This window comes from Pseudomonas sp. JAI115 (assembly GCF_014200835.1).
GTDB classification, from domain to species: Bacteria; Pseudomonadota; Gammaproteobacteria; order Pseudomonadales; family Pseudomonadaceae; genus Aquipseudomonas; species Aquipseudomonas putida_A.
The window spans coordinates 129981-152869 of the sequence record NZ_JACHCY010000004.1; the positions used below are offsets into that span (position 1 = coordinate 129981).

At 56.1% G+C, this 22889-nt stretch carries 26 protein-coding genes and 1 pseudogene; 16 read left to right on the forward strand and 11 right to left on the reverse strand.

Features of this window, described 5'->3' with window-relative positions:
- Positions 1-86: 86 nt before the first annotated feature.
- A complete protein-coding gene (locus HDC30_RS11405; RefSeq protein ID WP_027610446.1) occupies positions 87-332 on the forward strand; it encodes a TIGR02647 family protein in 246 nt (81 codons plus the stop codon).
- Between the two features lie 184 nt (positions 333-516).
- A complete protein-coding gene (locus tag HDC30_RS11410; protein WP_183783011.1) occupies positions 517-3360 on the forward strand; it encodes a class I adenylate cyclase in 2844 nt (947 codons plus the stop codon).
- Between the two features lie 6 nt (positions 3361-3366).
- Here HDC30_RS11410 and rnk read toward each other — a convergent pair whose 3' ends face one another.
- The 3 genes from rnk to cyaY form a co-directional block, all read right to left on the reverse strand.
- Positions 3367-3786, reverse strand: a complete 420-nt coding sequence (gene rnk, locus HDC30_RS11415; RefSeq protein WP_115988639.1) for a nucleoside diphosphate kinase regulator — start codon at positions 3784-3786, stop codon at positions 3367-3369.
- A gap of 259 nt (positions 3787-4045) precedes the next feature.
- Entirely contained in the window at positions 4046-4264 is a 219-nt protein-coding gene (locus tag HDC30_RS11420; protein WP_081730175.1) for a DUF1289 domain-containing protein, read from the reverse strand.
- A gap of 4 nt (positions 4265-4268) precedes the next feature.
- Entirely contained in the window at positions 4269-4601 is a 333-nt protein-coding gene (gene cyaY / locus HDC30_RS11425; RefSeq protein WP_003229398.1) for an iron donor protein CyaY, read from the reverse strand.
- Between the two features lie 316 nt (positions 4602-4917).
- On the opposite strand from cyaY, the gene lptM reads away from it, so the two are divergent.
- From lptM to HDC30_RS11455, 6 genes are read left to right on the forward strand one after another with little or no spacing between them, the layout of a single operon-like run.
- A complete protein-coding gene (lptM, locus tag HDC30_RS11430) occupies positions 4918-5091 on the forward strand; it encodes an LPS translocon maturation chaperone LptM (protein WP_007911098.1) in 174 nt (57 codons plus the stop codon).
- A 9-nt stretch (positions 5092-5100) separates the two neighbouring features.
- On the forward strand, positions 5101-6348 hold the full coding sequence (gene lysA, locus HDC30_RS11435) for a diaminopimelate decarboxylase (protein WP_183783013.1): 1248 nt from the start codon (positions 5101-5103) through the stop codon (positions 6346-6348).
- 3 nt (positions 6349-6351) lie between these two features.
- Entirely contained in the window at positions 6352-7182 is an 831-nt protein-coding gene (gene dapF, locus HDC30_RS11440) for a diaminopimelate epimerase (RefSeq protein WP_027610441.1), read from the forward strand.
- 13 nt (positions 7183-7195) lie between these two features.
- Positions 7196-7921 (forward strand): DUF484 family protein, encoded by a 726-nt coding sequence (locus HDC30_RS11445; RefSeq protein WP_096796105.1) that lies wholly within the window; start codon positions 7196-7198, stop codon positions 7919-7921.
- A gap of 2 nt (positions 7922-7923) precedes the next feature.
- Positions 7924-8823 carry a tyrosine recombinase XerC gene (xerC, locus tag HDC30_RS11450; protein ID WP_003229409.1) on the forward strand — a complete coding sequence of 300 codons (900 nt, stop codon included), beginning with the start codon at positions 7924-7926 and terminating at the stop codon, positions 8821-8823.
- A complete protein-coding gene (locus HDC30_RS11455) occupies positions 8820-9527 on the forward strand; it encodes an HAD family hydrolase (RefSeq protein ID WP_096796104.1) in 708 nt (235 codons plus the stop codon). The genes xerC and HDC30_RS11455 overlap by 4 nt, the downstream gene beginning before the upstream one ends.
- A 189-nt stretch (positions 9528-9716) precedes the next feature.
- Here the strand turns inward: HDC30_RS11455 and sutA are convergent, their stop codons facing one another.
- The 4 genes from sutA to glnK form a co-directional block, all read right to left on the reverse strand.
- The gene (gene sutA / locus HDC30_RS11460) at positions 9717-10043 is read right to left on the reverse strand and encodes a transcriptional regulator SutA (RefSeq protein WP_007951900.1); all 327 of its coding nucleotides are present in this window, start codon (positions 10041-10043) and stop codon (positions 9717-9719) included.
- Positions 10044-10145: 102 nt separating this feature from the next.
- Complete coding sequence (locus HDC30_RS11465; protein ID WP_003229414.1) at positions 10146-10571, reverse strand: secondary thiamine-phosphate synthase enzyme YjbQ; 426 nt, start codon at positions 10569-10571, stop codon at positions 10146-10148.
- Between the two features lie 215 nt (positions 10572-10786).
- On the reverse strand, positions 10787-12124 hold the full coding sequence (locus tag HDC30_RS11470; RefSeq protein WP_027610437.1) for an ammonium transporter: 1338 nt from the start codon (positions 12122-12124) through the stop codon (positions 10787-10789).
- A gap of 36 nt (positions 12125-12160) precedes the next feature.
- Positions 12161-12499, reverse strand: a complete 339-nt coding sequence (glnK, locus tag HDC30_RS11475; protein WP_002555808.1) for a P-II family nitrogen regulator — start codon at positions 12497-12499, stop codon at positions 12161-12163.
- Between the two features lie 413 nt (positions 12500-12912).
- Between glnK and HDC30_RS11480 the strand changes: the two genes are divergently transcribed.
- From HDC30_RS11480 to HDC30_RS11495, 4 genes and pseudogenes are all read left to right on the forward strand, one after another.
- Entirely contained in the window at positions 12913-13173 is a 261-nt protein-coding gene (locus HDC30_RS11480) for an accessory factor UbiK family protein (protein ID WP_007920416.1), read from the forward strand.
- A 763-nt stretch (positions 13174-13936) separates the two neighbouring features.
- Positions 13937-14584 (forward strand): annotated as a pseudogene (locus HDC30_RS11485) (magnesium chelatase domain-containing protein); the annotation flags it as partial.
- 75 nt (positions 14585-14659) lie between these two features.
- Positions 14660-16069: a hypothetical protein gene (locus tag HDC30_RS11490; RefSeq protein ID WP_183783015.1), complete on the forward strand. Its 1410-nt coding sequence runs from the start codon at positions 14660-14662 to the stop codon at positions 16067-16069.
- 351 nt (positions 16070-16420) lie between these two features.
- Entirely contained in the window at positions 16421-17059 is a 639-nt protein-coding gene (locus HDC30_RS11495) for an inovirus-type Gp2 protein (RefSeq protein WP_183783017.1), read from the forward strand.
- 173 nt (positions 17060-17232) lie between these two features.
- On the opposite strand, the gene HDC30_RS11500 is transcribed toward HDC30_RS11495, so the two are convergent.
- Both HDC30_RS11500 and HDC30_RS11505 read right to left on the reverse strand, forming a co-directional pair.
- A complete protein-coding gene (locus HDC30_RS11500; RefSeq protein WP_183783019.1) occupies positions 17233-18087 on the reverse strand; it encodes an energy transducer TonB in 855 nt (284 codons plus the stop codon).
- Positions 18088-18101: 14 nt separating this feature from the next.
- Complete coding sequence (locus tag HDC30_RS11505; RefSeq protein WP_183783021.1) at positions 18102-18326, reverse strand: hypothetical protein; 225 nt, start codon at positions 18324-18326, stop codon at positions 18102-18104.
- Positions 18327-18451: 125 nt separating this feature from the next.
- On the opposite strand from HDC30_RS11505, the gene HDC30_RS11510 reads away from it, so the two are divergent.
- The 4 genes from HDC30_RS11510 to HDC30_RS11525 all read left to right on the forward strand — a co-directional run bounded on the left by HDC30_RS11510 (position 18452) and on the right by HDC30_RS11525 (position 21009).
- A complete protein-coding gene (locus HDC30_RS11510) occupies positions 18452-18703 on the forward strand; it encodes a helix-turn-helix domain-containing protein (RefSeq protein WP_183783023.1) in 252 nt (83 codons plus the stop codon).
- Between the two features lie 204 nt (positions 18704-18907).
- A complete protein-coding gene (locus HDC30_RS11515) occupies positions 18908-19543 on the forward strand; it encodes a hypothetical protein (protein WP_100846843.1) in 636 nt (211 codons plus the stop codon).
- Positions 19509-20639: an XRE family transcriptional regulator gene (locus HDC30_RS11520; protein WP_221303399.1), complete on the forward strand. Its 1131-nt coding sequence runs from the start codon at positions 19509-19511 to the stop codon at positions 20637-20639. The genes HDC30_RS11515 and HDC30_RS11520 overlap by 35 nt, the downstream gene beginning before the upstream one ends.
- 160 nt (positions 20640-20799) lie before the next feature.
- On the forward strand, positions 20800-21009 hold the full coding sequence (locus HDC30_RS11525; protein ID WP_100846842.1) for a hypothetical protein: 210 nt from the start codon (positions 20800-20802) through the stop codon (positions 21007-21009).
- Positions 21010-21194: 185 nt separating this feature from the next.
- Here the strand turns inward: HDC30_RS11525 and HDC30_RS11530 are convergent, their stop codons facing one another.
- Both HDC30_RS11530 and HDC30_RS11535 read right to left on the reverse strand, forming a co-directional pair.
- On the reverse strand, positions 21195-21452 hold the full coding sequence (locus HDC30_RS11530) for a bacteriocin immunity protein (protein ID WP_167394878.1): 258 nt from the start codon (positions 21450-21452) through the stop codon (positions 21195-21197).
- A gap of 8 nt (positions 21453-21460) precedes the next feature.
- Positions 21461-22789 carry an S-type pyocin domain-containing protein gene (locus HDC30_RS11535; RefSeq protein WP_183783025.1) on the reverse strand — a complete coding sequence of 443 codons (1329 nt, stop codon included), beginning with the start codon at positions 22787-22789 and terminating at the stop codon, positions 21461-21463.
- Between the last annotated feature and the right edge of the window lie 100 nt (positions 22790-22889).

Here is a 22889-nt window from a genome sequence, read left to right on the forward strand (position 1 = left end):
TCCCTGATCTGAGCACTGGACATGCCGCAAAAGCGGGTTCACCTTAGGGGCGCTGTCGTCCAATTCCTAGAAAGTCTGGAGTCCTTATGTCGCTTACCCCTGAGCTGGTTGCCGAACTGGAAGTCCTCGCACTCTTTCCCCTGGACAGTTCCCAGGAAGGTTTGAAAATTCATCAGACCGCTGCCCCGAAACATATCGCCGCCGCCAAACGCCTCTTCGAGAAAGACCTCACCGACCAGCCCGATGGCGGGTATCTGACCAGTCTGGGTCGTGATGCCGCGCAAAATGTGCAAACCGTGCTGACCATTCTGAGAGAACAGGAAACCGCCTGATTTTTCCCGTCTTCGCCCACGGGAACTCCTGCCACGGGATTTCCGCGGGCCCGCTTGATCGCTCACCGCTAAAAATCTGACGTCAAAAAACAAATTCAGCTTAAAAGTCCCGCTGCGCAAAGGCTAAACTGCCTCCCATTCCGAGACCCTCTTCTTCCGAGCCTGCGAGCCGGTTTGAGCTGACATGACGCGCACCCATGAAATCCGCCCCGACCTGGACGAAGGCATCGACCGCAAGGTGCTCAGCCAGCTGCGCGCGCGCTTTCTCAAGCTCAATGAGGGTCGCCTTGGCCGGGCGCTCGAAGGTCTGTCGAGCCGCCAGCAAGGCGTGCTGACCCTGCTGCCACTGTTCTTCCACGTCAATCACCCGCTGTTGCCGGGCTATGTTTCCGGCAGCACCCCAGCCGGGCTGTCCAACTATGAACCGGACGCCAGCGCCCTCACCGAAGCGCAGCGCCTGACCCGCTCGTTCTCCTACAAGCCGCGCCATGGCAGCAACCCGCCTCGGCCGATTCACGGACTGTTTCTGATGGGCAGCCTCGGCACCCTGGCCCAGGCCGATCAGAGCGACATGGACGTGTGGGTTTGCCACGCACCGGACCTGAGCGACAACGAACTCGCCGAGTTGCGCAAAAAATGCCAGCTCCTCGAAGCCTGGGCCGCGACCCAAGGCGCCGAGGCGCACTTCTTTCTGATCGACCCGGTACGCTTCGTCAAAGGCGAACGCGACACCCAGCTCAGCTCCGAAAACTGCGGCAGCACGCAGCACTATCTGCTGCTGGACGAGTTTTATCGCACCGCGATCTGGCTGGCCGGGCGCACACCGATCTGGTGGCTGGTGCCAGTCTACGAAGAAAGCGCTTACGACCTGTACACCCACACTCTGCTGTCCAAGCGTTTCATTCGCGCCGACGAGACGCTTGATCTCGGGCATCTGGCGACAATTCCGCCGGGCGAGTTCATCGGTGCCGGCCTGTGGCAGTTGTTCAAGGGCATCGAGTCGCCCTACAAGTCAGTGCTAAAGCTGTTGCTGACCGAGGTCTACGCCAGCGAACACCCGAAAGTGCAGTGTCTGAGCCTGCGCTACAAGCAGGCCGTGTTCGCCAATCAGCTGGATCTGGATGAGCTGGATCCGTACATGGTGGTGTACCGACGCATCGAGGAATACCTCTGCGCCCGCAACGAGCCGGAGCGTCTGGAGCTGGTGCGGCGCGCGCTGTACCTCAAGGTCAACCGCAAGCTCACCGGCAACAGCCGCACCCAAAGCTGGCAGCGTTCGCTGCTGGAGCGCCTGGCGCACGAATGGCATTGGGATCAGCGGCAACTGGCCTTGCTCGACAGCCGCAGCCAGTGGAAAGTCCGCCAGGTCAGCGCCGAACGCCGTGCCCTGGTCAATGAGCTGAATTACAGCTACCGCTTCCTGACCCAGTTCGCCCGCACCGAACAGACCGTCAGCCTGATCAACAAGCGCGACCTGAACGTGCTCGGTCGTCGCTTGTACGCCGCATTCGAGCGCAAGGCCGACAAGGTCGAATTCATCAATCCCGGCATCGCCCCGGATCTGGCCGAAGACACCCTGACGCTGGTGCAATCGCCGAACAAAAAAGAGCCCGGGCAAACCCAGTGGGGTTTGTACAACGGTAGCCTGAACGCGCTGGAGTGGGAGCACTTCGCGCCGATCAAGCGCAGCCGCGAGTTGCTCGAACTGCTGACCTGGTGCCACCGCAACGGTGTGATCGACAGCAGCACCCGACTGGCGCTGCACCCCGGCACTAGCGATATGAGCGAGTTCGAGCTGTTCAACCTGCTCGGCAGCCTGCAGCAGTGCATCGCCCTGCCCCTGCCGACCGTTGCCGAAGAACGACTGCTGCGCGCTGCGGTGCCGAGCGAAGTGCTGATGCTGGTCAACGTCGGTATCGATCCGCTCAAGCATCACCGCGACCTGAATATCCTGATGACCACCGAGCGCACCGACTCACTGAGTTACGCCGGGGTGCGCGAAAACCTTGTGCTGACCCTCGATCAGGTCACGCTCAACAGCTGGAATGAAGTGCTGGTCAACCGTTTCGACGGCCCCCACGCGCTGCTCGATTGCCTGCGCGACTACCTCAACAATCTGCCGCGCGGCGCGCAGCAGCCGTCATTGAAGGTGCGCTGCTTCTGCCACAACCGCGCGCAGTTCATTGCCCGGCGCGTGGAAGAAGTCATCGACACCGCGCAGACCCTGCTGCTCAGCGAGCTCAATCACCGCTACCTGATTCAGGTGCAACAGCACTATCACGTGCTGGAGCTGGTGCCGGGCCAGGTCAACCATGTCGCACTCGCCACACTGCCGGCGCTGCTCGATTATCTGGGCGAAGAACAGCCGCGCTACAGCCCGCTGCACCTGGACCCGATGGCGCTGGAGGATCACGACCTCGCGTTGATCCTGCCGATGGGTCAGCCGGAATCGATTCAGGTGTTCTACCGGATCAGCGAACAACAGGCCGAGCTGTACGTGCTGGATGAGTTCAACGCGCTGTGGCAACAGCATCTGCCGTATCACGATGAACAGAGCCTGCTGGTACCGCTGCAGCGCTTCCTGCAATCGATCCAGTACCGACGCGAAGCGCTGTTGCCGATGGATGGCAGCCCGGCGGTCGGCCTCGACACCTTGTATTACCAGCTATTGCCTTCCGGCCCCGGGCGGGCGCGCCGGGTCGAACCACGACCGGCGCCGCAGACACCGGTCAACAAACCGTTCTACGACGTGCAGGCGATCGTCGGCAAAGCCGCACCGGGAGAGGTGCAGGTCACCTTGTATTGCAATCAACGGGAATTCAGCGAGCTGGAATATGGCGACCAGCTGTTCCACGTGGTCGCCCGGGAGATCGTCGAGCAGCGCCGCGAGACCGAGCGCTATCGCTGCTACATCACCGACCTGGACCTCTCGGGCCTGCTCGGTGATGGTCAGAGTTCAAGCAATTTGTATCTGCGCTACAAGGCCGACCTGGAGCGCGCCCTGAACGAGGCGCTCGAACAGGTCTGAGGCGGGTTACTCCGGAAAATCGCCACCCTTGATCGGTTGCGATTCGACCTCGAGCAAAATCAGTTTCAGGGTCTTGCCACCCGGAGCCGGCCAGTCGATGTGCTGACCGACCTTCAGGCCCAGCAGCGCGCTGCCGACCGGCGCGAGGATCGAGATCTTGCCCTCGTCGGCGTTGGCATCCTTGGGATAGACCAGCGTCAGGTGATAGTCCTTGCCGCTGCCTTCTTCGCGGCAGTGCACGCGGGAATTCATCGTCACGACATCGGCGGGCACTTCATCGTGGCCGACCAGCGTATCGGCGCGGTCCAGTTCGGTTTGCAGCGCGATCACGCCCGGCGCAGCCTGGTCTTTCTCATTCAGGTTGTCGATCAAGCGCTCCAGACGTTGCACGTCCAGACGGGTAAGAGTGATGGAAGGTGCGGTCATGATCCGGGCAGACTCCTTTCTTCTGCACACAAAAAAAGCAAAACCCCGCCAAAAAAGACGGGGTTTTCACCAGGCCTCGATGGGTTGAGGCGTGTTCGGACACTATCACAGCTCAAAAAATATACAAGCCACCCACTTTTGATCTGGCAAGAACCCCTGTGGCGAGGGGATTTATCCCCGATGGGTCGCGCAGCGGCCCCAAGCTTCTGAGACTGCTGCGCAGTCTATCGGGGATAAATCCCCTCACCACAAGGTCGAGTCAAGTCAGGGCTTTTCGTGCGGCAGCCTGCTGGCAGATGATCCGACGGCGCTGATCGTCTGCCGAGCGCCATTCGCGAATATCCTCGACATGGCGGAAGCAGCCGAGACAAACCTTCTGTTCATCCAGCCGGCACACGCCGCTGCACGGCGAAGGCACGGCCGGGCTGATGTTGCTGTAAAGCGGCTTTGGCGGACGAACAGGTGCGCTATCAGTCACGAAATCACAGACCTTCGAAATCGAATTCGACACCGGCCTGCTGCTTGACGATGCGTTCGAGCATTTCGCCCAATTGCTCTTCGCTCTTGTCGCACATCCAGCGCTCGCTCTCTTCGTCGTAGTCGAAGTGGAAACCGCCGGAGACCGCCGCCAACCACAGCTGACGCAACGGCTCCTGACGACTGAAAATCAGCTGCGTGCCGTTTTCAAACTTCACAGTCAGTACACCGGCCGAGCTTTCCAGGTCGATATCCAGGTCGCTTTCGTCAAAGATGTCCTCCAGTTTTTCCTGGGTTTCATCGACCAGATCGTGGAAACGCGCTTCGGACAAACTCATTGTGGCAACCTCAAAAAATGTCTGATCAGGCTCAAGCGCCGCAAGATACGGACGCTGCCGGCCGATTGCAAAGATTAACGACCAAGCACCTGCCGGCATATCCAACACAACACTTGTGGGAGCGGGCTTGCTCGCGAAGGGGCCGGCACATCCAGCATTTTTCTCGACTGGACCGACGCCTTCGCGGGCAAGCCCGCTCCCACAGGGGTTTGTGTGTATTCACAGAGCCCCGCCGGACGGGAACCCCCTCGCATAGGCAAGCTGCCGGGTGGCCGGTATACTCCGGCGCAATTAACGCATTTTCAAGGATTTCGCCATGAAGCGCCTGATCTCTTCCCTTGCTGCGCTCGTCGCGGTTGCCTGCCTCGTTTCGGCCTGTGGTCAAAAAGGCCCGCTGTACCTGCCGGATGACGATCAGGACCCGGCCGAGCAAGCCCAGTCTTCGCAAAAGCAGCCGTCCAAAGCACACAAGCACGACGTTTACCAATAAGGGATCGCCATGGACGCTTTTAACTACCGTGGCGGGGAGCTGTTCGCGGAAGGTGTGGCGCTGTCCGCCATCGCCGACCGCTTCGGCACGCCCACCTACGTCTACTCGCGTGCGCACATCGAAGCCCAGTATCTGGCCTACGCCGACGCGCTGGCCGGCATGCCGCACCTGGTCTGCTACGCCGTCAAGGCCAACTCCAACCTCGGGGTTCTGAATGTCCTGGCCCGTCTCGGCGCCGGTTTCGACATCGTTTCCCGTGGCGAGCTGGAACGTGTACTGGCCGCTGGCGGCAGCGCCGACAAGATCGTGTTCTCCGGTGTCGGCAAGACCCGTGACGACATGCGCCGCGCGCTGGAAGTCGGCGTGCACTGCTTCAACGTCGAATCCACCGACGAACTGGAGCGCCTGCAAGTGGTGGCTGCCGAGCTGGGCGTTCGCGCGCCGATCTCGTTGCGCGTCAACCCGGACGTCGATGCCGGCACCCATCCGTACATTTCCACCGGTCTCAAAGAGAACAAGTTCGGCATCGCCATTGCCGACGCCGAAGACGTGTACGTGCGTGCCGCACACCTGCCGAACCTGGAAGTGATCGGTGTCGATTGCCACATCGGCTCGCAACTGACCACCTTGCCACCGTTCCTCGACGCCCTCGACCGTCTGCTGGACCTGGTCGACCGCCTCGGCGATTGCGGCATTCACCTGCGCCACATCGATCTCGGCGGTGGCCTGGGCGTGCGTTATCGCGATGAAGAGCCGCCACTGGCCGGCGATTACATCAAGGCTGTGCGCGAGCGTCTGAGCGGCCGTGATCTGGCATTGGTGTTCGAGCCGGGCCGCTTTATCGTCGCCAACGCCGGCGTGCTGCTGACCCAGGTCGAATACCTCAAGCACACCGAACACAAGGATTTCGCCATCGTCGACGCGGCGATGAACGATCTGATCCGCCCGGCGCTGTATCAGGCCTGGATGGACGTCACCGCCGTCAAGCCGCGTGACAGCGCCGCGCGCCAGTACGACGTGGTTGGCCCGATCTGCGAAACCGGCGATTTCCTCGCCAAGGATCGTGAGCTGGCGCTGGAAGAGGGTGACCTGCTGGCCGTGCATTCGGCCGGTGCCTATGGCTTCGTGATGAGTTCCAACTACAACACCCGCGGCCGTGCCGCTGAAGTGCTGGTAGACGGTGATCAGGTTTTTGAAGTGCGCCGCCGCGAAACCGTGGCTGAGCTGTTTGCCGGCGAAAGCCTGCTGCCGGAGTAACCCATGCTGCTGCGTTTTACCAAAATGCACGGCCTGGGCAATGACTTCATGGTTCTCGACCTGGTCAGCCAGCACGCGCATATTCAGCCCAAGCACGCCAAGCAATGGGGCGACCGGCACACCGGTATCGGTTTCGACCAGTTGCTGATTGTCGAAGCGCCAAGCAACCCGGACGTGGATTTCCGTTACCGGATCTTCAACTCCGATGGCTCGGAAGTGGAACAGTGCGGCAACGGTGCACGCTGCTTCGCGCGCTTCGTGCTCGACAAGCGCCTGACCGCTAAACGGCAGATTCGCGTCGAGACCAAGGGCGGCATCATCGAGCTGGACGTGCGTAACGACGGCCAGATCGGGGTGAACATGGGCGCGCCGCGTCTGGTGCCGGCGGATATTCCGTTCGACGCACCGGCGCAGGCCAGCAGCTATCAGCTGGAAGTCGACGGCACCACGGTCGAACTGGCCGCTGTGTCAATGGGCAACCCCCATGCGGTGCTGCGCGTACAGGACATCAACAATGCACCGGTGCATGAACTGGGGCCGAAAATCGAACACCATCCGCGCTTCCCGGCGCGGGTCAACGTCGGTTTCATCCAGGTCATCGACCGCAACCGCGCGCAGTTGCGCGTCTGGGAACGCGGGGCCGGGGAAACACAGGCCTGCGGTACCGGCGCTTGTGCCGCTGCAGTTGCGGCCATCAGCCAGGGGTGGATGGATTCGCCGCTGTTGATCGACCTGCCCGGCGGGCGTCTGTCCATTGAATGGGCAGGCCCTGGCCATCCAGTGCTGATGACCGGCCCGGCAGTGCGTGTATACGAAGGACAAGTGCGTCTTTGAGTGAGCAGAAGCCATGACCGATAAGCCTCAGGTACCCGCCCGACAGTCCGACGAATCCGCGTCCGAGAGCCTGGAGGCGGCAGCGGTTGCCGCATACCTGGAGGCTCATCCGGACTTCTTCGTCGAGCACGAAGAACTGCTGCCCGCCATGCGCATTCCCCACCAGCGCGGTGACACCGTTTCGCTGGTCGAGCGGCAGATGAGCATCCTGCGCGACCGCAACATCGAGATGCGTCATCGTCTCTCGCAGTTGATGGACGTCGCCCGCGACAATGACCGGCTGTTCGACAAGACCCGTCGCCTGATTCTGTCGCTGATGGACGCGGCCAGTCTGGAAGACGTGGTGATCAGCGTCGAAGACAGCCTGCGCCAGGACTTTCAGGTGCCCTTTGTCAGCCTGATCCTGCTCGGCGACAACCCGGCACCGGTTGGCCGCTGGGTGACTCATGCCGACGCGCAAACCGCGATCGGCGGGCTGCTCACCGAAGGCAAGAGCGTCAGCGGCACTCTGCGAGAACATGAGCTGGACTTCCTGTTCGGCGAAGAACAGCGCAAGCAGATCGGCTCCACCGCGGTAGTCGCGGTCAGCCATCAAGGTATCCACGGCATTCTGGCGATCGCCAGCCGTGATCCGCAGCACTACAAGAGTTCGGTGGGCACGCTGTTCCTCAGCTACATCGCTGAAGTCATGGGTCGCGTGCTGCCACGGGTCAACAGCCCCCTGCGCTCGGTACGCTGAGCATGGAACGACAACTGGACGCTTACTGCGAACACCTGCGCAGTGAGCGACAGGTGTCGCCGCACACCCTGTCGGCCTACCGCCGCGACCTCGATAAAGTCCTCGGCTGGTGCCTCAAGCAGAACATTGGCAGTTGGGCGGCGCTGGATATTCAGCGCCTGCGCAGCCTGATCGCCCGCCTGCATGCGCAGGGGCAGTCGTCACGCAGTCTCGCCCGATTGCTCTCGGCGGTGCGCGGGCTCTATCACTATCTGAATCGCGAAGGTCTGTGCGACCACGACCCGGCGACCGGTCTGGCGCCGCCGAAAGGCGAACGGCGCCTGCCGAAAACCCTCGACACCGACCGCGCATTGCAACTGCTGGAAGGTGCGGTCGAGGACGATTTTCTCGCCCGTCGTGATCAGGCGATTCTCGAATTGTTCTATTCCTCGGGCCTGCGCCTGTCCGAGCTGACCGGGCTCAATCTCGATCAGCTGGATCTGGCCGACGGCATGGTTCAGGTGCTCGGCAAGGGCAGTAAGACCCGCCTGCTGCCGGTCGGCAAAAAGGCGCGCGAAGCACTGGAGCAATGGCTGCCGCTGCGGGCCATGACCAACCCGGCCGACGACGCCGTGTTCGTCAGCCAACAAGGTCGGCGCCTCGGCCCACGGGCGATTCAGGTGCGGGTGAAACTGGCCGGCGAGCGCGAACTGGGGCAGAACCTGCACCCGCACATGCTGCGGCATTCCTTTGCCAGCCACTTGCTGGAATCCTCACAGGACCTGCGCGCGGTGCAGGAATTGCTCGGCCACTCGGACATCAAGACCACGCAGATCTACACCCACCTGGACTTCCAGCACCTGGCGGCGGTCTACGACAGCGCCCACCCACGGGCCAAACGCAGCAAAGGCGACGATTCATGAACATCCAGTTGATCACCTTCGACCTCGACGACACCCTGTGGGACACCGCCCCGGTGATCGTCAGCGCCGAAGCGGTATTGCGCCAATGGCTGAGCGAACACGCGCCGAATCTGGGCGCAGTGCCGGTGGAGCATTTGTGGGGGATTCGTGAGCGGGTACTGGCCAGCGAACCGGGCCTCAAGCACCGCATCAGTGCGTTACGTCGGCGGGTGCTGTTCCACGCACTGGAGGAAGCCGGGTACGCCCACGGCGAAGCTGCGGATCTGGCCGACAAAAGCTTTGAAGTGTTCCTGCATGCGCGGCATCAGATCGAGGTGTTCCCGGAGGTCGAACCGACTTTGGAAATCCTCGCCAACCATTACGCACTCGGCGTGGTCACCAACGGCAACGCCGACGTGCGTCGGCTGGGCCTGGCGGATTACTTCAAGTTTGCCTTGTGCGCCGAAGATATCGGTATCGCCAAGCCGGATGTGCGGCTGTTTCACGAGGCGTTGCAGCGTGGTGGCGCCACAGCCGAAACCGCCGTACATATCGGCGATCATCCGGGCGATGACATTGCCGGGGCGCAACAAGCGGGCATGCGTGCCGTCTGGTTCAACCCGACGGGCAAGGTCTGGGAAGCCGAGCGACTGCCGGATGCTGAAATCCGCAGCCTGACCGATTTGCCAGCCGTGCTCGCACGCTGGAATGCCCTCTCCACCTGACGTAACCCCCTGTGGGAGCGGGCTTGCTCGCGAAGAGGCCGTGTCAGTCGACATACAATTTGAATGACACACCGCCTTCGCGAGCAAGCCCGCTCCCACAGGGGGTTGCGTGTATCCATGACCTCTTTGTTTCAGGCATGAAAAAGCCCGCAGCGACGGCGGGCTTTTTCAGCAAGCAGATAGCACGCCTCAGATAGGGCGGCTGCCGTACTTGTTGTCCGGCTTTTTGGGCGGATCGGCGACCACGTTGGCCTCCACTTCCTGCACCTTGCCGCCGCGCGCAAGGAATTCTTCCATGGCCTTGGCCAGGGCGTCGCGCTCCTTGTTCTTGGCTTCGATGCTCGGCAACTCGTCGACCGACACCGCAGCCTTGGCTTTGCCTTTGGCAGCCGGGGCCGGCGTATCGTCACCGCCATCGTCTTCAGCAACGTCTTCCGCTGCTGCTTCCAGACCGTCCTCGGCCTCGTCTTCGTCGCCTACTTCGAGGTCGTCGTTTTCCAGATCATCGTCGCTCATGTTCTACCTCATGACTTGCGAAAAGCAGATTAGTTATAGACCAGCTTTGGCGACTGTCGAAAGTCGCCGGAAAAAAATCGGTAACCGCGGGTGACCAACGGTTTACGCCCCTTCACCGTGCAGGGTGGCGAGGACTTTACGGGCACCGCCATGATCACGGTGCTCGCCCAGATAAACACCTTGCCAGGTGCCCAGTGCCAGTCGCCCTGCCGAAACCGGCAGACTGATCTGACAGCCAAGTACGCTGGCCTTGAAGTGCGCCGGGAGGTCGTCCAGGCCTTCGTCGTTATGCTCATAGCCGTCTGTTCCTTGTGGGATCAGACGATTGAAAAATCGTTCGAAGTCGCGACGGACCGCCGGATCGGCGTTCTCGTTGATGGTCAACGACGCCGAGGTGTGCTGCAGCCACAAATGCAACAGACCGACCCGGCACGCCTTGAGTTCAGGCAGGCCGGCGAGTAACTCGTCCGTTACCAGATGAAAGCCCCGGGGCCGTGCCCGCAGGGTTATCAGAGTCTGTTGCCACATACAGTTCTCCGCACGTTCGGGGCGCATTCTAGCGCGCTCTGGGAAAAAACAAAGGCCCTAATATTCCTGCAATGATGTAAGCGATTGGCCGCAGAAAAATGCCCGCCGTAAACACGACCAAAGCCGTACGAAAAATCCTTTCAGCCTTCCTTTCAATGACAAATTCCAGACAAAAAAATGCCCGGCGAACCGGGCAAGTTTTTTAATGCGCGAACTTACAGGTTGTAGCCGCGTTCGTTGTGTTGTGCCAGATCGAGACCCACCGACTCTTCTTCCTCAGTCACGCGCAGCCCCATCACGGCGTCCAGGACCTTGAGGATGATGAAGGTGACGATCGCGGTGTAGATCACCGTGAAGCCGACACCTTTGCACTGAATCCACACTTGAGCGGCGATGTCGGTGACGGTGCCGAAGCCACCCAGCGACGGTGCAGCGAACACACCGGTGAGGATCGCACCGAGGATACCGCCGATACCGTGTACGCCGAACGCGTCCAGAGAGTCGTCATAGCCGAGTTTGCGTTTCAGCGTGGTGGCGCAGAAGAAGCACACCACACCTGCCGCCAGACCGATCACCAGTGCACCCATCGGGCCCACAGTGCCGGCCGCCGGAGTGATTGCCACCAGACCGGCAACCACACCCGAGGCGATGCCCAGTGCACTTGGCTTGCCGTGGGTGATCCACTCGGCAAACATCCAGCCCAGTGCAGCCGCAGCGGTAGCAATCTGAGTGACCAGCATCGCCATGCCGGCGGTGCCGTTGGCGGCTGCGGCGGAACCGGCGTTGAAGCCGAACCAGCCAACCCACAACATCGCTGCACCCATCAGGGTGTAACCGAGGTTGTGCGGTGCCATCGGGGTGGTCGGGAAACCTTTGCGCTTGCCCAATACCAGGCAGGCAATCAGACCGGCCACACCGGCGTTGATGTGCACCACTGTGCCGCCCGCGAAGTCGAGTACGCCCCAGTCCCACATCAGGCCGCCGTTACCGGACCAGACCATGTGCGCGATCGGTGCATAGACGAGGGTGAACCAGATGCCCATGAAAATCAGCATCGCGGAGAATTTCATCCGCTCGGCGAATGCACCGACAATCAGCGCCGGGGTGATGATCGCGAAGGTCATCTGGAAGGTGATGAACACCGCCTCGGGGAACAGCGCCGCAGGGCCGGTCAGGCTCGAAGGCGTGACACCGGCGAGGAACGCCTTGCCCATGCCGCCGAAGAACGAGTTGAAGTTGACGACGCCCTGCTCCATGCCGGTGGTGTCGAACGCAATGCTGTAGCCATAAATGACCCACAGGATGCTGATCAGACCGGTAATGGCGAAGCACTGCATCATCACGGAAAGAATGTTTTTCGAGCGAACCATGCCGCCGTAAAACAGCGCCAGGCCCGGGATGGTCATGAACAGCACGAGGGCTGTCGAGGTGAGCATCCAGGCAGTGTCGCCGGAATTGAGGACCGGGGCCGCCACTTCGTCTGCCGCCATTGCAAGGCCGGGCATTACGATGGACAACAGGGCTCCTAGCCCTGCGAATTTACGCAGAGTCATATTGTTTTCTCCTGGGGCGTTGGGGTTTGTGGCGGCTTAAATCGCGTCGGTATCGGTTTCGCCGGTACGGATGCGGATCGCCTGTTCCAGATTGACCACGAAGATCTTGCCGTCACCGATCTTGCCGGTGTTGGCCGCTTTGGTTATCGCCTCGATAACCCGATCCAGATCCTTGTCGTCGATGGCCACGTCGATTTTCACCTTGGGCAGAAAATCGACCACATACTCCGCGCCGCGATACAGCTCGGTGTGACCCTTCTGCCGGCCGAAGCCTTTGACTTCAGTAACGGTAATGCCCTGCACGCCGATTTCGGACAGCGACTCGCGCACGTCGTCCAACTTGAACGGCTTGATGATGGCAGTGACTAGCTTCATGAAACTCTCTCCCGAATTGGTGGACTTGCCCCAGGAAAACAAACCCGACTCAAGTCTAAGCGCAGTGCCTGGCTTTGTAACGCATCGTCGGCCTTACCTGCCCGACTGACGCCAGCTAACCGCTGCCGGCGAAACTCCCCGTCCCGCCTGCCGCACTGCATTCGTCACAGCGACTGCATCAGTGCATGGGTCACTACCGACTAAGCAGAAAGCTTGCCATCTCGCCAAATTCCTCTGATTTCAAGCCCTTGGCCGCTGCCACAGGCGCCCGCGCAAAAAAGCCCCGACGGTTACGCACAACAACGGTGCGTTGCCGTCCGTCCGCTTGCGCGAAAAGCGTGCATCCGTGCCTGCGTCAATGACTATAGACACTGCGTGATACACTGCCCGCCACTGTTTACAGGACACATTCCATGCTCGCGCCCAAAGACTTCCTCGACGCCCTGAGCGGCACCGCCTCCCGCCTGTTCAGCGGCGACACCCCGCTGCCGAAAGCCGAAATCGAAAGCCAGTTCAAGATGCTGCTGCAGAGTGCGTTCAGCAAACTCGATTTGGTGAGCCGTGAAGAGTTTGATAGTCAGATGGTTGTATTGGCGCGTACCCGTGCTCGCCTCGAAAGCCTTGAGGCCAAAGTCGCCGAGATGGAAGCCAAGCTGACGCCGCCGGCCGAGTAAGTCTGCAGACCCTGAGCCAAAGTGCCTTGAAGTTTGCGAAAGAAATTAAACCGCTCCTGCCTAGGCAGGAGCGGTTTCCGTCAGATCAATCCTCTACAACGAATTATTCCAACGGTCTCGCAGAAACTCGTACAGGCGAAAAGCCCATAACGCGATTCTGACGAGGCGCCACATATGTTTAAGAAACTTAGACATACTTTGGCCCTCCTTGCGTGGGGCCAAACCTCCGATGCACTTTCCGGCGTACGAACACCTTCGGGACTACACGTGAGTGTGTCCGCCAAGGCGGCCGGGTGTGAGTCCCCCAAAAAAAGCACCGGCACGGGTCTCACACCGCGTCGAGGAACATGAAGTCTTTGCGCTCCCGGCCACACTTCGCGAATACCCCATGAGTGGGCATCGTCATTGCGGACTTTATGACAGCCCTTAGAAAGCGATTTAAACAACTTGTATCAAGTCGTTATGAGGCACTATCAACGGGACCGTTGCCCCCCTTTCAAGCCCATCTGATACTTGCGCCAATGAGCAAACATGCATAACCTGATCGCACGTGAGTGTGTCCGCAAAGGATACGCAGGCCTTGGCCTCACCGAAGCCTGCAAACTGAAAACCGTCTCCTCAAGGCGGTTTTTTTTCGCCTCGAAATTGGTTGACCGCTTTCCCGCAACATCCAGTGAAAGTTCGCCCCCGCCTGATCGCCCTTCCCCAACTACCCTTCAAAAACCCGCAGGAAGCGGTCCCCGATTCAGCTCAAGGAACGACCATGTCCCTCTCCATCGTCCACAGTCGCGCCCAGATAGGCGTGGATGCCCCCGCTGTCACTGTCGAAGTCCATCTGGCCAACGGTCTGCCGTCGCTGACCATGGTCGGTCTGCCCGAGGCGGCGGTGAAGGAGAGCAAGGATCGGGTGCGCAGCGCGATCATCAATTCCGGGCTGCAGTTTCCGGCGCGGCGGATCACCTTGAATCTCGCGCCGGCGGACTTGCCCAAGGATGGCGGGCGCTTTGATCTGGCGATTGCCCTGGGGATTCTGTCGGCGAGTGTGCAGGTGCCGTGTCTGACGCTGGATGAGGTGGAATGCCTTGGTGAACTGGCGTTGTCCGGCGCTGTGCGGCCGGTACGCGGGGTGTTGCCGGCGGCGCTGGCGGCGCGCAAGGCCGGGCGGGCACTGGTGGTGCCGCGGGCGAATGCCGAGGAAGCATGTCTGGCTTCGGGGTTGAAGGTGTTTGCGGTGGATCATCTGCTGGAAGCAGTGGCGCATTTCAACGGGCATACGCCGGTCGAGCCTTATGTCTCGGACGGGCTGATCCATGCGGCGAAACCTTATCCCGACCTCAACGAGGTGCAAGGACAGATGGCCGCAAAACGCGCGCTGCTGATTGCCGCAGCGGGCGCGCACAATTTGCTGATGTAGTGCAACAATACACCACAGTCGTTTATCTGATCCATTCTGCTACGCTGACCGAACATTCGGAGGGAAACCAGTATGGGCACGGGCACACAAAATAAGGGTGATAAACAGCCTCTTGGTATTGAACGCTTTTTCCGTCTAGGGCTTATCATCGGGGATGATTCAAGAGAGTTGGCAGTAAAGCTTATTCATTTGATCAGAGGACATGGGATTTACAAGGTAAAACCTTCAAAAGATGACAAATCAAACAACATAAGATTCTTAGGCGCAGTACACGACGGCTGGAAGCTTGCACAAAACTTAATAATCGAAAAGCTCATTCACAATTTAAGAGAAATTGAAGCATTAGAAAAAGAAAAGATTCGCCTACATCAACTGCGCCTTCCGACAGAAAAAGCCAACACACTAAAAACAATAAGAAAACTCAAGTTAGAAAACTTGATCTTTCGAAGATTCGTCGACTCTATTGTTTGGGGCATACTGGACAACGAGCACTCTACGATACGCAGACTTCCGATTAAAAACACCGGCGATAACCTTTCAATCAAAAACATAGAGGATGCTAGACCCACCATTGACGAATATAATGAATGCCCTTTAACAATAGCTATATTGAGTGACATCACAACGTTTGTTCATCACGGCGACATTGTTAAACGATCACCTTCGGGCGTAGTTTTTATTGAATTAAAGAGTGGTAAAAAAGGAACATCAATTACACGAACCGCACAAATCGTACAAAACTTAAACTGCGCGATTGCGAACGAAATCTTAACACGCAACTTTGACAACAAAGACAAGCAACAACTGAAACGAACAAAAAATCAGATCGAACGAAACAACAACCTGTCAAGCACTTTGCGGAGTAACTTAGGAAAAGATTCACTCACCGGATTAAACCTCAAGATTGAAGAAACCAAAGTTACACCAACGTTCTACATCAGTGAGTTGATGGACTGCCGCAAAAGACTTGAAGAAAATGGAAACTATGCGATAACAGTAATCGATAACTGCTTATACGTAGGAATGTACAAAACCCTTGAAATGGCATACGTTGGCTTTAACTCATGGATGTCTATGATTGAATGCAAGTCAGAAATTTACAATCTTACTGACAGCTTTCACGACGCACTTTCAAGACCCCTTGTTTCTCTAGACATGCCGACAGAGTTTGTGATTGAAATATTCAAAGGCGATGTCATCATGGTCGCCTGCTTGGATATTGAAAAATTTTTAGACCTGTCAAACAGCATATATCCCAGCATGATAACCTTAACTACACCCCCTAGAAGAGTTAACGTTGAGAATATTCATATAAAGGGTAAGGCGTTAACAATGTCAATGGGAGATAAGTTTGGCATAGGATATCTTGGTGGCGGACTGCTTACCCGAATGGCTTATGACTTACAAAAGCCCTCTAGTATCCTTCAAATGCAATACGCAAAAAGCAATCATTTTTACTACATCCCGCCCACAACTCAGTAATCGCATTCCAAGGGTATAAACAGATCAGGACAGGCCTTCCGGCCGCTGAAACTGCGCCTCCCGGCGATGTTGCTCACAGCAAACCAGAATCGAATCCGAACATTTTTTGCTTCAATGTTTAGAATCAGCCTTGCTCGCGTTATTCTATGAGGACAGCGACAAGACGAGACCTCTTTTGTCAGATCGCAATCCCTTCTGAACCCCACCAACAGCAATGCTTGGAGCGCATACGGCTGCGTGCACCATTTTAATATCAATCAGTAACACCAATGAAACAGCAAATAACATTTTATATATTACAGCCATAATAAAAACAATCAAGGTAAACGGGAATTAAAACAAAAGATGAAAATGAAAATAAGCTTCAGTGATACGTTCAAAGGAATTAAAGTAAACGCCGATAAAGACAAGGGTTACGGACTGTATCCAGTAATTCTTGATCGGATGTACACCCAAATCACCAATCTGCAAGAGTACCATTGTCGCGTTACGGTGGTGCGGTTGGATCTGCATTTTCCGGAAGGGCACGTTAACAACAATAAGCTGGAAAATTCAAAGCTCAGTCGATACATCAAAAAATGCAAAGCTGATCTTGGTTCAAACTCATGGGGCAACCATAAACGATTTGTTCACGGCTGGGTCAAGGAAGTTGGTGAATTTGGCAAGCCCCATTACCATTTATTTTTCGCATTCCAGACCTTGCAGCGCAATTTGGGACTGATTTCGGGTGATGGGCATTCCGGCGTATGGAGGCTGCTTGAAAATCGCTGGATTGAACTTACAGGTGGTACCGTTCACTTTACGAAGCAGCATCGATTGACGCGAGGTGACCACAACGCTTTCGCGAACTGTTTTCATCACCTGAGTTATCTCGCGAAAATCCGGGATAAGCAATTTGGTACTGGCGAGTCGCATCGGCGATTCGGTTTTTCGAAATTACTCGCCAAATGTAAGGAATCAACAGTTCTGGAGGAAATGATGGCAGCCTAATGCTTTTGAATGCCCGGGAAGCCATCTATTAGCACGCAGAACGAATTTAGATTCGCTAGTAGTGCAATGGTAGCGCCTGCAACTTAACTGCGCCCAGAAAGGCTCCAGGACGCTTTAAGCTGAAGCAGTGTATGGAGGGTGTTCTACCTTGCATCAATCTACCATGGTATCAATCATAAAGCCAAGTCGGCTGGTGTAAGCGAAATTTTGAATGAGTGATATTTTTCATTACTTGAGTTGACACCTTGTATCTCGGGTAAGGCACCAATATTGTTGATCGCTGCAACCACAGAATTATCGTAAGCTTTATTACCACTTGATCTGGAAATGTTGACCGAGGCGATAGCCCCGTCAACGTCGACAAAAATTTCCAACGTTACGGACATGTTGCTTTGTGTCGACAATGGACGTGCCCAACCTTCCGAGGCTCTGGCTTTGATCAATTCTTCGAAGTTTGCGGCTGCATAAATGTTACGTGGCAATTCAGGTGCAAGCTTAGTTGCGGTTATAGATGCCGGGAAGGCGAGGCAGTTGGATAGGTATATTCCCAATCCAAATTCCACTCGACGGCATTGGAAATACATTTCCTGATTCGGATTGAAATTCGCCGCGAACTCTAGGGCTGATTGAACTCCACCGACTTCAGCTTTGGATGCGGTGTTTTTCCATGGCCACGCTTGATACTTGTCCAAAAGCACCGTGACAGCGGTGTCTAGACCTTGGTCAACGATAAAATTTGTGCCGAGACCATCCACTACAACTTTGCTGATCCGACCATGGTAAATGCCCGGCTTACTGAATTGAATCTTTGCCCTTGCTTGATTCGCCCGGAACTCTCTGGCGATCTGCTTGGTATCCGTAGCAGATTCAAAATTCCAGCCAGTGGTAGTTAACATTTCTTGTAGACGTTCATTGTAAAAGCTAGATGCCATTGACTTCGCGTTGTTTGGTTGACTTGCCATCACCGGGCTCGATGCACTTGCAATGGCAGCAACCAGCAACAACGGAAGCTTTGAGAGCTTTTTCATCGTCATCCTTGACTTTAATTGCTGCGGCACGATGGGGCGCGCGAACGCTGCATGGTTGATGGGACGCTTAGCACGAACATGATGATGGCGAGGATAAGAATCACAGAGCCGACAAGAACGCCGACACCAATCGCTTGGCGGAAGCTCAGGACATATCCAAGCTCTATGGCAAAAATTCCTGCGAGACTGGCGACTGGCATACAGAGTGCTGCGAGAAACAGTGAAAGGTAAAGCTTCATATCTATTCCCTTAGTCAATAAACGCTCGACGGGGTGAGTCGGCGCGCACATCAACAGGATATCTGAAATTCAGATATCCGAAAATCAGATATAGGTTTCAGGGCTGCTCATACTGGACAGCCCTCATGCCAAAGGCCATTTATCGAAGTGAATACGATGTATTTTTGACCCTGCTGAAAGCCCGCCGAGTCAAAGCCGGACTAACGCAAGCTGAGTGCTCGAGGGCACTGGGTAGACCTCAGTCGTTCATGAGTGACGTCGAGCGAGGGGTTCGACGACTGGATATAATCCAGATAAACGATCTGTGCATCGTGCTGCGATGTGAGCTAGTCGAATTGATCCAAGAATTTTCAGATGAAATTCGCAAGCTAAAGTGATGCAAAAACCCCGTAACGTGCAGATTCCGTGCTTCAGAGGCGAGGGAACAAGCGCGTTAAGGTCTCCGATCCAAGCCCATGCATCAATGCCCGACAGAGAAAGACTTAAGAACAAAGCAACACATGCCCCTAGCGCTTGACAAATTTTCGTTTCGGCACAATCATGCTTTACAAATCACGGCATAAGAACAGTATGGCGGGCGCATGAACAAACCATCGGAAATCTCCTCAAGCTTGACATCCAGTCGTCTCAGTATCATTGCAGAGCGTATTCTCGACGTGCTCGATGATGCTTTGCGTACCGCCAGTACTGACCTTGACTGCTCCTACAGTCGTGGAACCTTGTCGTGGGCGCGTATCAAAAACGCGCTCCTCCAGCTTGCACAATCGGGGGATCATTCTTGGCTGACCATTAAGCATGCCGGGAACGACCTATTGATAGGCATCGGTAGCGAAACCGTACGCTTTTTCCTTGACGATCACGAAAATCCAAAGAAAATGCGCGTGCTAAATCCTACGAGCTCTGAAGCCCGACAATTGCAGTTGTTTGAGGAAGATGCCCATTCGGAATACCTATGGCGGTTCATCATCGAACGAGCGATCACCGACGAAGATGAGCATCAAGTCTATTTCGTGGGGTATGAAGCACATGCAGAACGCGATGGCACTTTGATTGCGCAATGGCGATACAACGCCGAACGCGTCAGGACTCTTGCGGCAGCGGACAATATAATTCCGGTTGCTGCGGAACTAGAACCAATTGAACTGTCTCCGATAGACGAAGATACGGCCGAAGGTAAAGATGATGAAGCCGTTGATAGAAATGGACGGGGTATTTAAGGGTAGTCAGCTACGCCTGGCCCGCCACTACTGGGGCAAGACCCTCAACGATATAGCGGAAGATATTGGCAAAACTCGCCAATATGTTTCGCAATTAGAAAATGGCAAGGGGAAGTTGAAACAAGATGACCCAACAACACAGGATTTAGCGTGCTCCCTTCACGTGGCCCCGACGTTTTTCTTCAAACCCGTCGGGGTTTCGTTATCTGAGGAACAGGCACACTTCCGTAAGCTGGCAACCACCAAGGCCAGCATGAAACAAAAAGTGTTAGCCAGAGGCACGGTTTTTGACCAGTTGGTAGAGTTCATTGACACTAAGGTTCGCTTGCCTGCGGTCGATTTTCCAGATGAATCTGGGGCTGAAACTACAGAGGAAATTGAACAAGCCGCTGAACGACTGCGCTCATACTGGGGGTTAGGCTTCGGGCCGATTTCCCATATGGTCAGAGTTGTCGAGCGTGCCGGGGCGGTTGTCACCCTATTTCAAGACACGTCTACAGAAGTAGATGCCCTGTCAATTACGTCTCGCAGACCCGTTATTGTGCGAAACGAAGCAAAACAGAGTCCATTTAGACTTCGGTTTGACATTGCTCATGAGTTAGGCCATCTAGTACTGCATGAAGGGCAAGTCACTGGTGATCGCAAAACAGAATCTGAAGCCAACCGCTTTGCTTCCGCATTCTTGATTCCAAGATCTACATTTTTGAAAGCCTTTCCCCGTCGCGGCAGTCGTTTGGACTGGATAGGGATTAGTATGATGAAAATGGATTTTCAAGTCAGCAAGGCGGCGATTATCTACCGTGCAAAGTCTTTAGGGCTGATAGACGACTACCAGTATCGGGGGGCAGTCATCTATTTGAAAAACCAAGGTGAGGGCATAGTCGAAAAAGAGGATCCTTATTGCGTTCGTGAACAACCAGAAATGATCATCGCAGCACTCAAGGTGCTTTATGAACATCATGGCATCACGAATCACGCGCTAGCGGAACATCTAGGTGTAACAACCGAATTTCTATCAGAGATACTGCCCGTAAAATTTGGTACTGAAGAGCAAACGCAAGTGATATCACGACCTGCGTTACAGCTTGTGAAATGATATAAGCCCCATATTTTGGGGCTTATATTTGTCGACAAATGAACCACATCTCATTTCAGATGGGTAGATCTGTACTCATTTGGAATCAATTCGATGCTGATCAGCTGATGTCCTTTTTTCCGGCTAGGATGATTTAACCCCATCAATGAAGAACCCTGCCATGTCAGATCGTGATGAAGCTCTAGCCAACGCCATCGAGCTGCTGATGATGAATCAGAACGGAATCGGTGCTGCCATTGAAGAGCTTGCCAAATGGGTTGCCGAACGAGGTTCGGTAGACGTTGCCGATAACGCTGTCACAGCGCTGCAAACACTCGATTTGAATGCTGAAGGGATTGCGAGCGCAATACGGGTACTGCGTCAGGAATAGCCAGAATGAAACGTCCCTCGATTCATGCCAGCTTAGCAACTGGTAGAATCTGGATCGCTCGCCCACGCCCGAATTTGTGCAGGATGACAGTCCATTGGTGTGGGCGAGCTACAAGTATCCGAAAAACGAGGTTCGCATCCGAAACCCACTACCCTCAGTCGTCACACTCCCTCCCAGGCACTTGATTAGTCGCCTTTGAACCCCGGTAAGCCCTGAGCAGCACGCCAAGCCTTCACAACACGTGTCACGTCCTCTGCTGATCCGTTCGAGCCTCCCTCTGGGTAGTAGATGAGGTCGGTGCCATCTGGGTGGCCAGTCAACTCGCAGAATTGGTCTAGGAGGACATCTAGCACGTCGTCGGTTGCTGCCTTGTTTTCAGCTAACAGCTTGTGCATGAAGCTGATGAATTCGTCTTCGGTGTAATCGGTGATATCGGTCTTCATTGTTGGCGTCATCCGTTTCTGTGTATGTCGATGTGGTGTTTGGGAGTAACGACGTTCAGGTTATCGACATCGTAGACTTTCCCGCCTTTGGCAACTTCGTCCGCGTGGTGAAGCTCGAACGAACTGCGTTTACCTGCTCTGTCCCTGTAACGTGCCTTTGGCGCCTTACCCTCACGCATTCGATCAACATTATTGTCTGTGAATTGCTCCACCAATCCGCTACCACCTACAGCTTTCCAGAGTGCCCGCCTGAAACTATCGAAGGTGCCGAAGCTCTTGCCCCTGAGTTGGTCTGCAATCTCTGTAGGTATAGGTGCACCGAGTCCAGAAGTTGCCCCAGCGAGCCAAATGCCCGTCACATCCTTTCCCTGTCCCGTAACGGTGCCGGGATCAAGCCGGACATTCATCACGATGTACAGCGGCTGAATGCCAGAATCAGCCGGGAATACAAGAATGAAATCCTTGTATTCGTCAGGGTAGATAGGGCTAACGATCATGTTATCCGCTTGTTCGGTAGGCGGATAAATCCATATCTGTGGAGCTTGGGGTGCACCCTCTAACGGTGGGATTCCTGACGTACTGGACGGGTCAACGGCTGGTGTCCATATCAGGGTGACTCCGTCGCCGAAGTCCGCCACTTGCTGAGAGCCTTGTTCAACGAATTGCACCACCGGAATCATCTCCCAGTCGGTGCGCTTCTGGGTGTTGTACCCGTATCCCTTTAAGGTGCCATCCGCCTGCTGTTCGACGTGAATTCGAACACGTGTACGGGCTTTCTCAAGGGATTTAAGCTGTTGTTCTGTGTACAGGCTGCTATCGCCCAAACTGGAAGGCCACAGCAATGCAACGACACCGGCCAGTGCCCCAGCAGCAACACCAGCCGTAACCACTCCACCAGTAGTGGCCCCAGCACTTGCACCGGTTGCAACGCTCCCACCAGCTACAGCGCCAGCAGTGCATAACCCACCACATGACACACCAGCAGCCGTAGCAGCACCACCTAATAGAAGCGTGCCCAGTGCAGCGGGTAACGAGTTACCACTGATCTTCTTGAGGGGAATGTTCCCGGCTGCATCCGTTTCACGGCCACCGAGAATGGAAAACTCACCGTAGTTGCCCACCTTTTCAACGGGAACGAATCCGGCTGTTTTGATGTGGTCAATAACGCCGTTTGCGAGGTCGCAGCTTTTGGCGAACACACAGCCCGAGCTATTCGCCTTAGCTTCTTCTTCGGTGAGGAGTTCTGGGTATTCCGCCCAACGCTGGGCATGGATGTCAACAGGCTCAACGCCGCTGTAGCGGTAGCCCTTGGGTGGGTTGGGTACATAGCCAGACATGGGTTTCCTTTCGTCCTTGGGGAATTCCAACCTGAGGCTGGGGCAGGATGACGTTACCGGGAAGCCCAGGCACTGGCTGTAGGATAAATCCCAAATACCT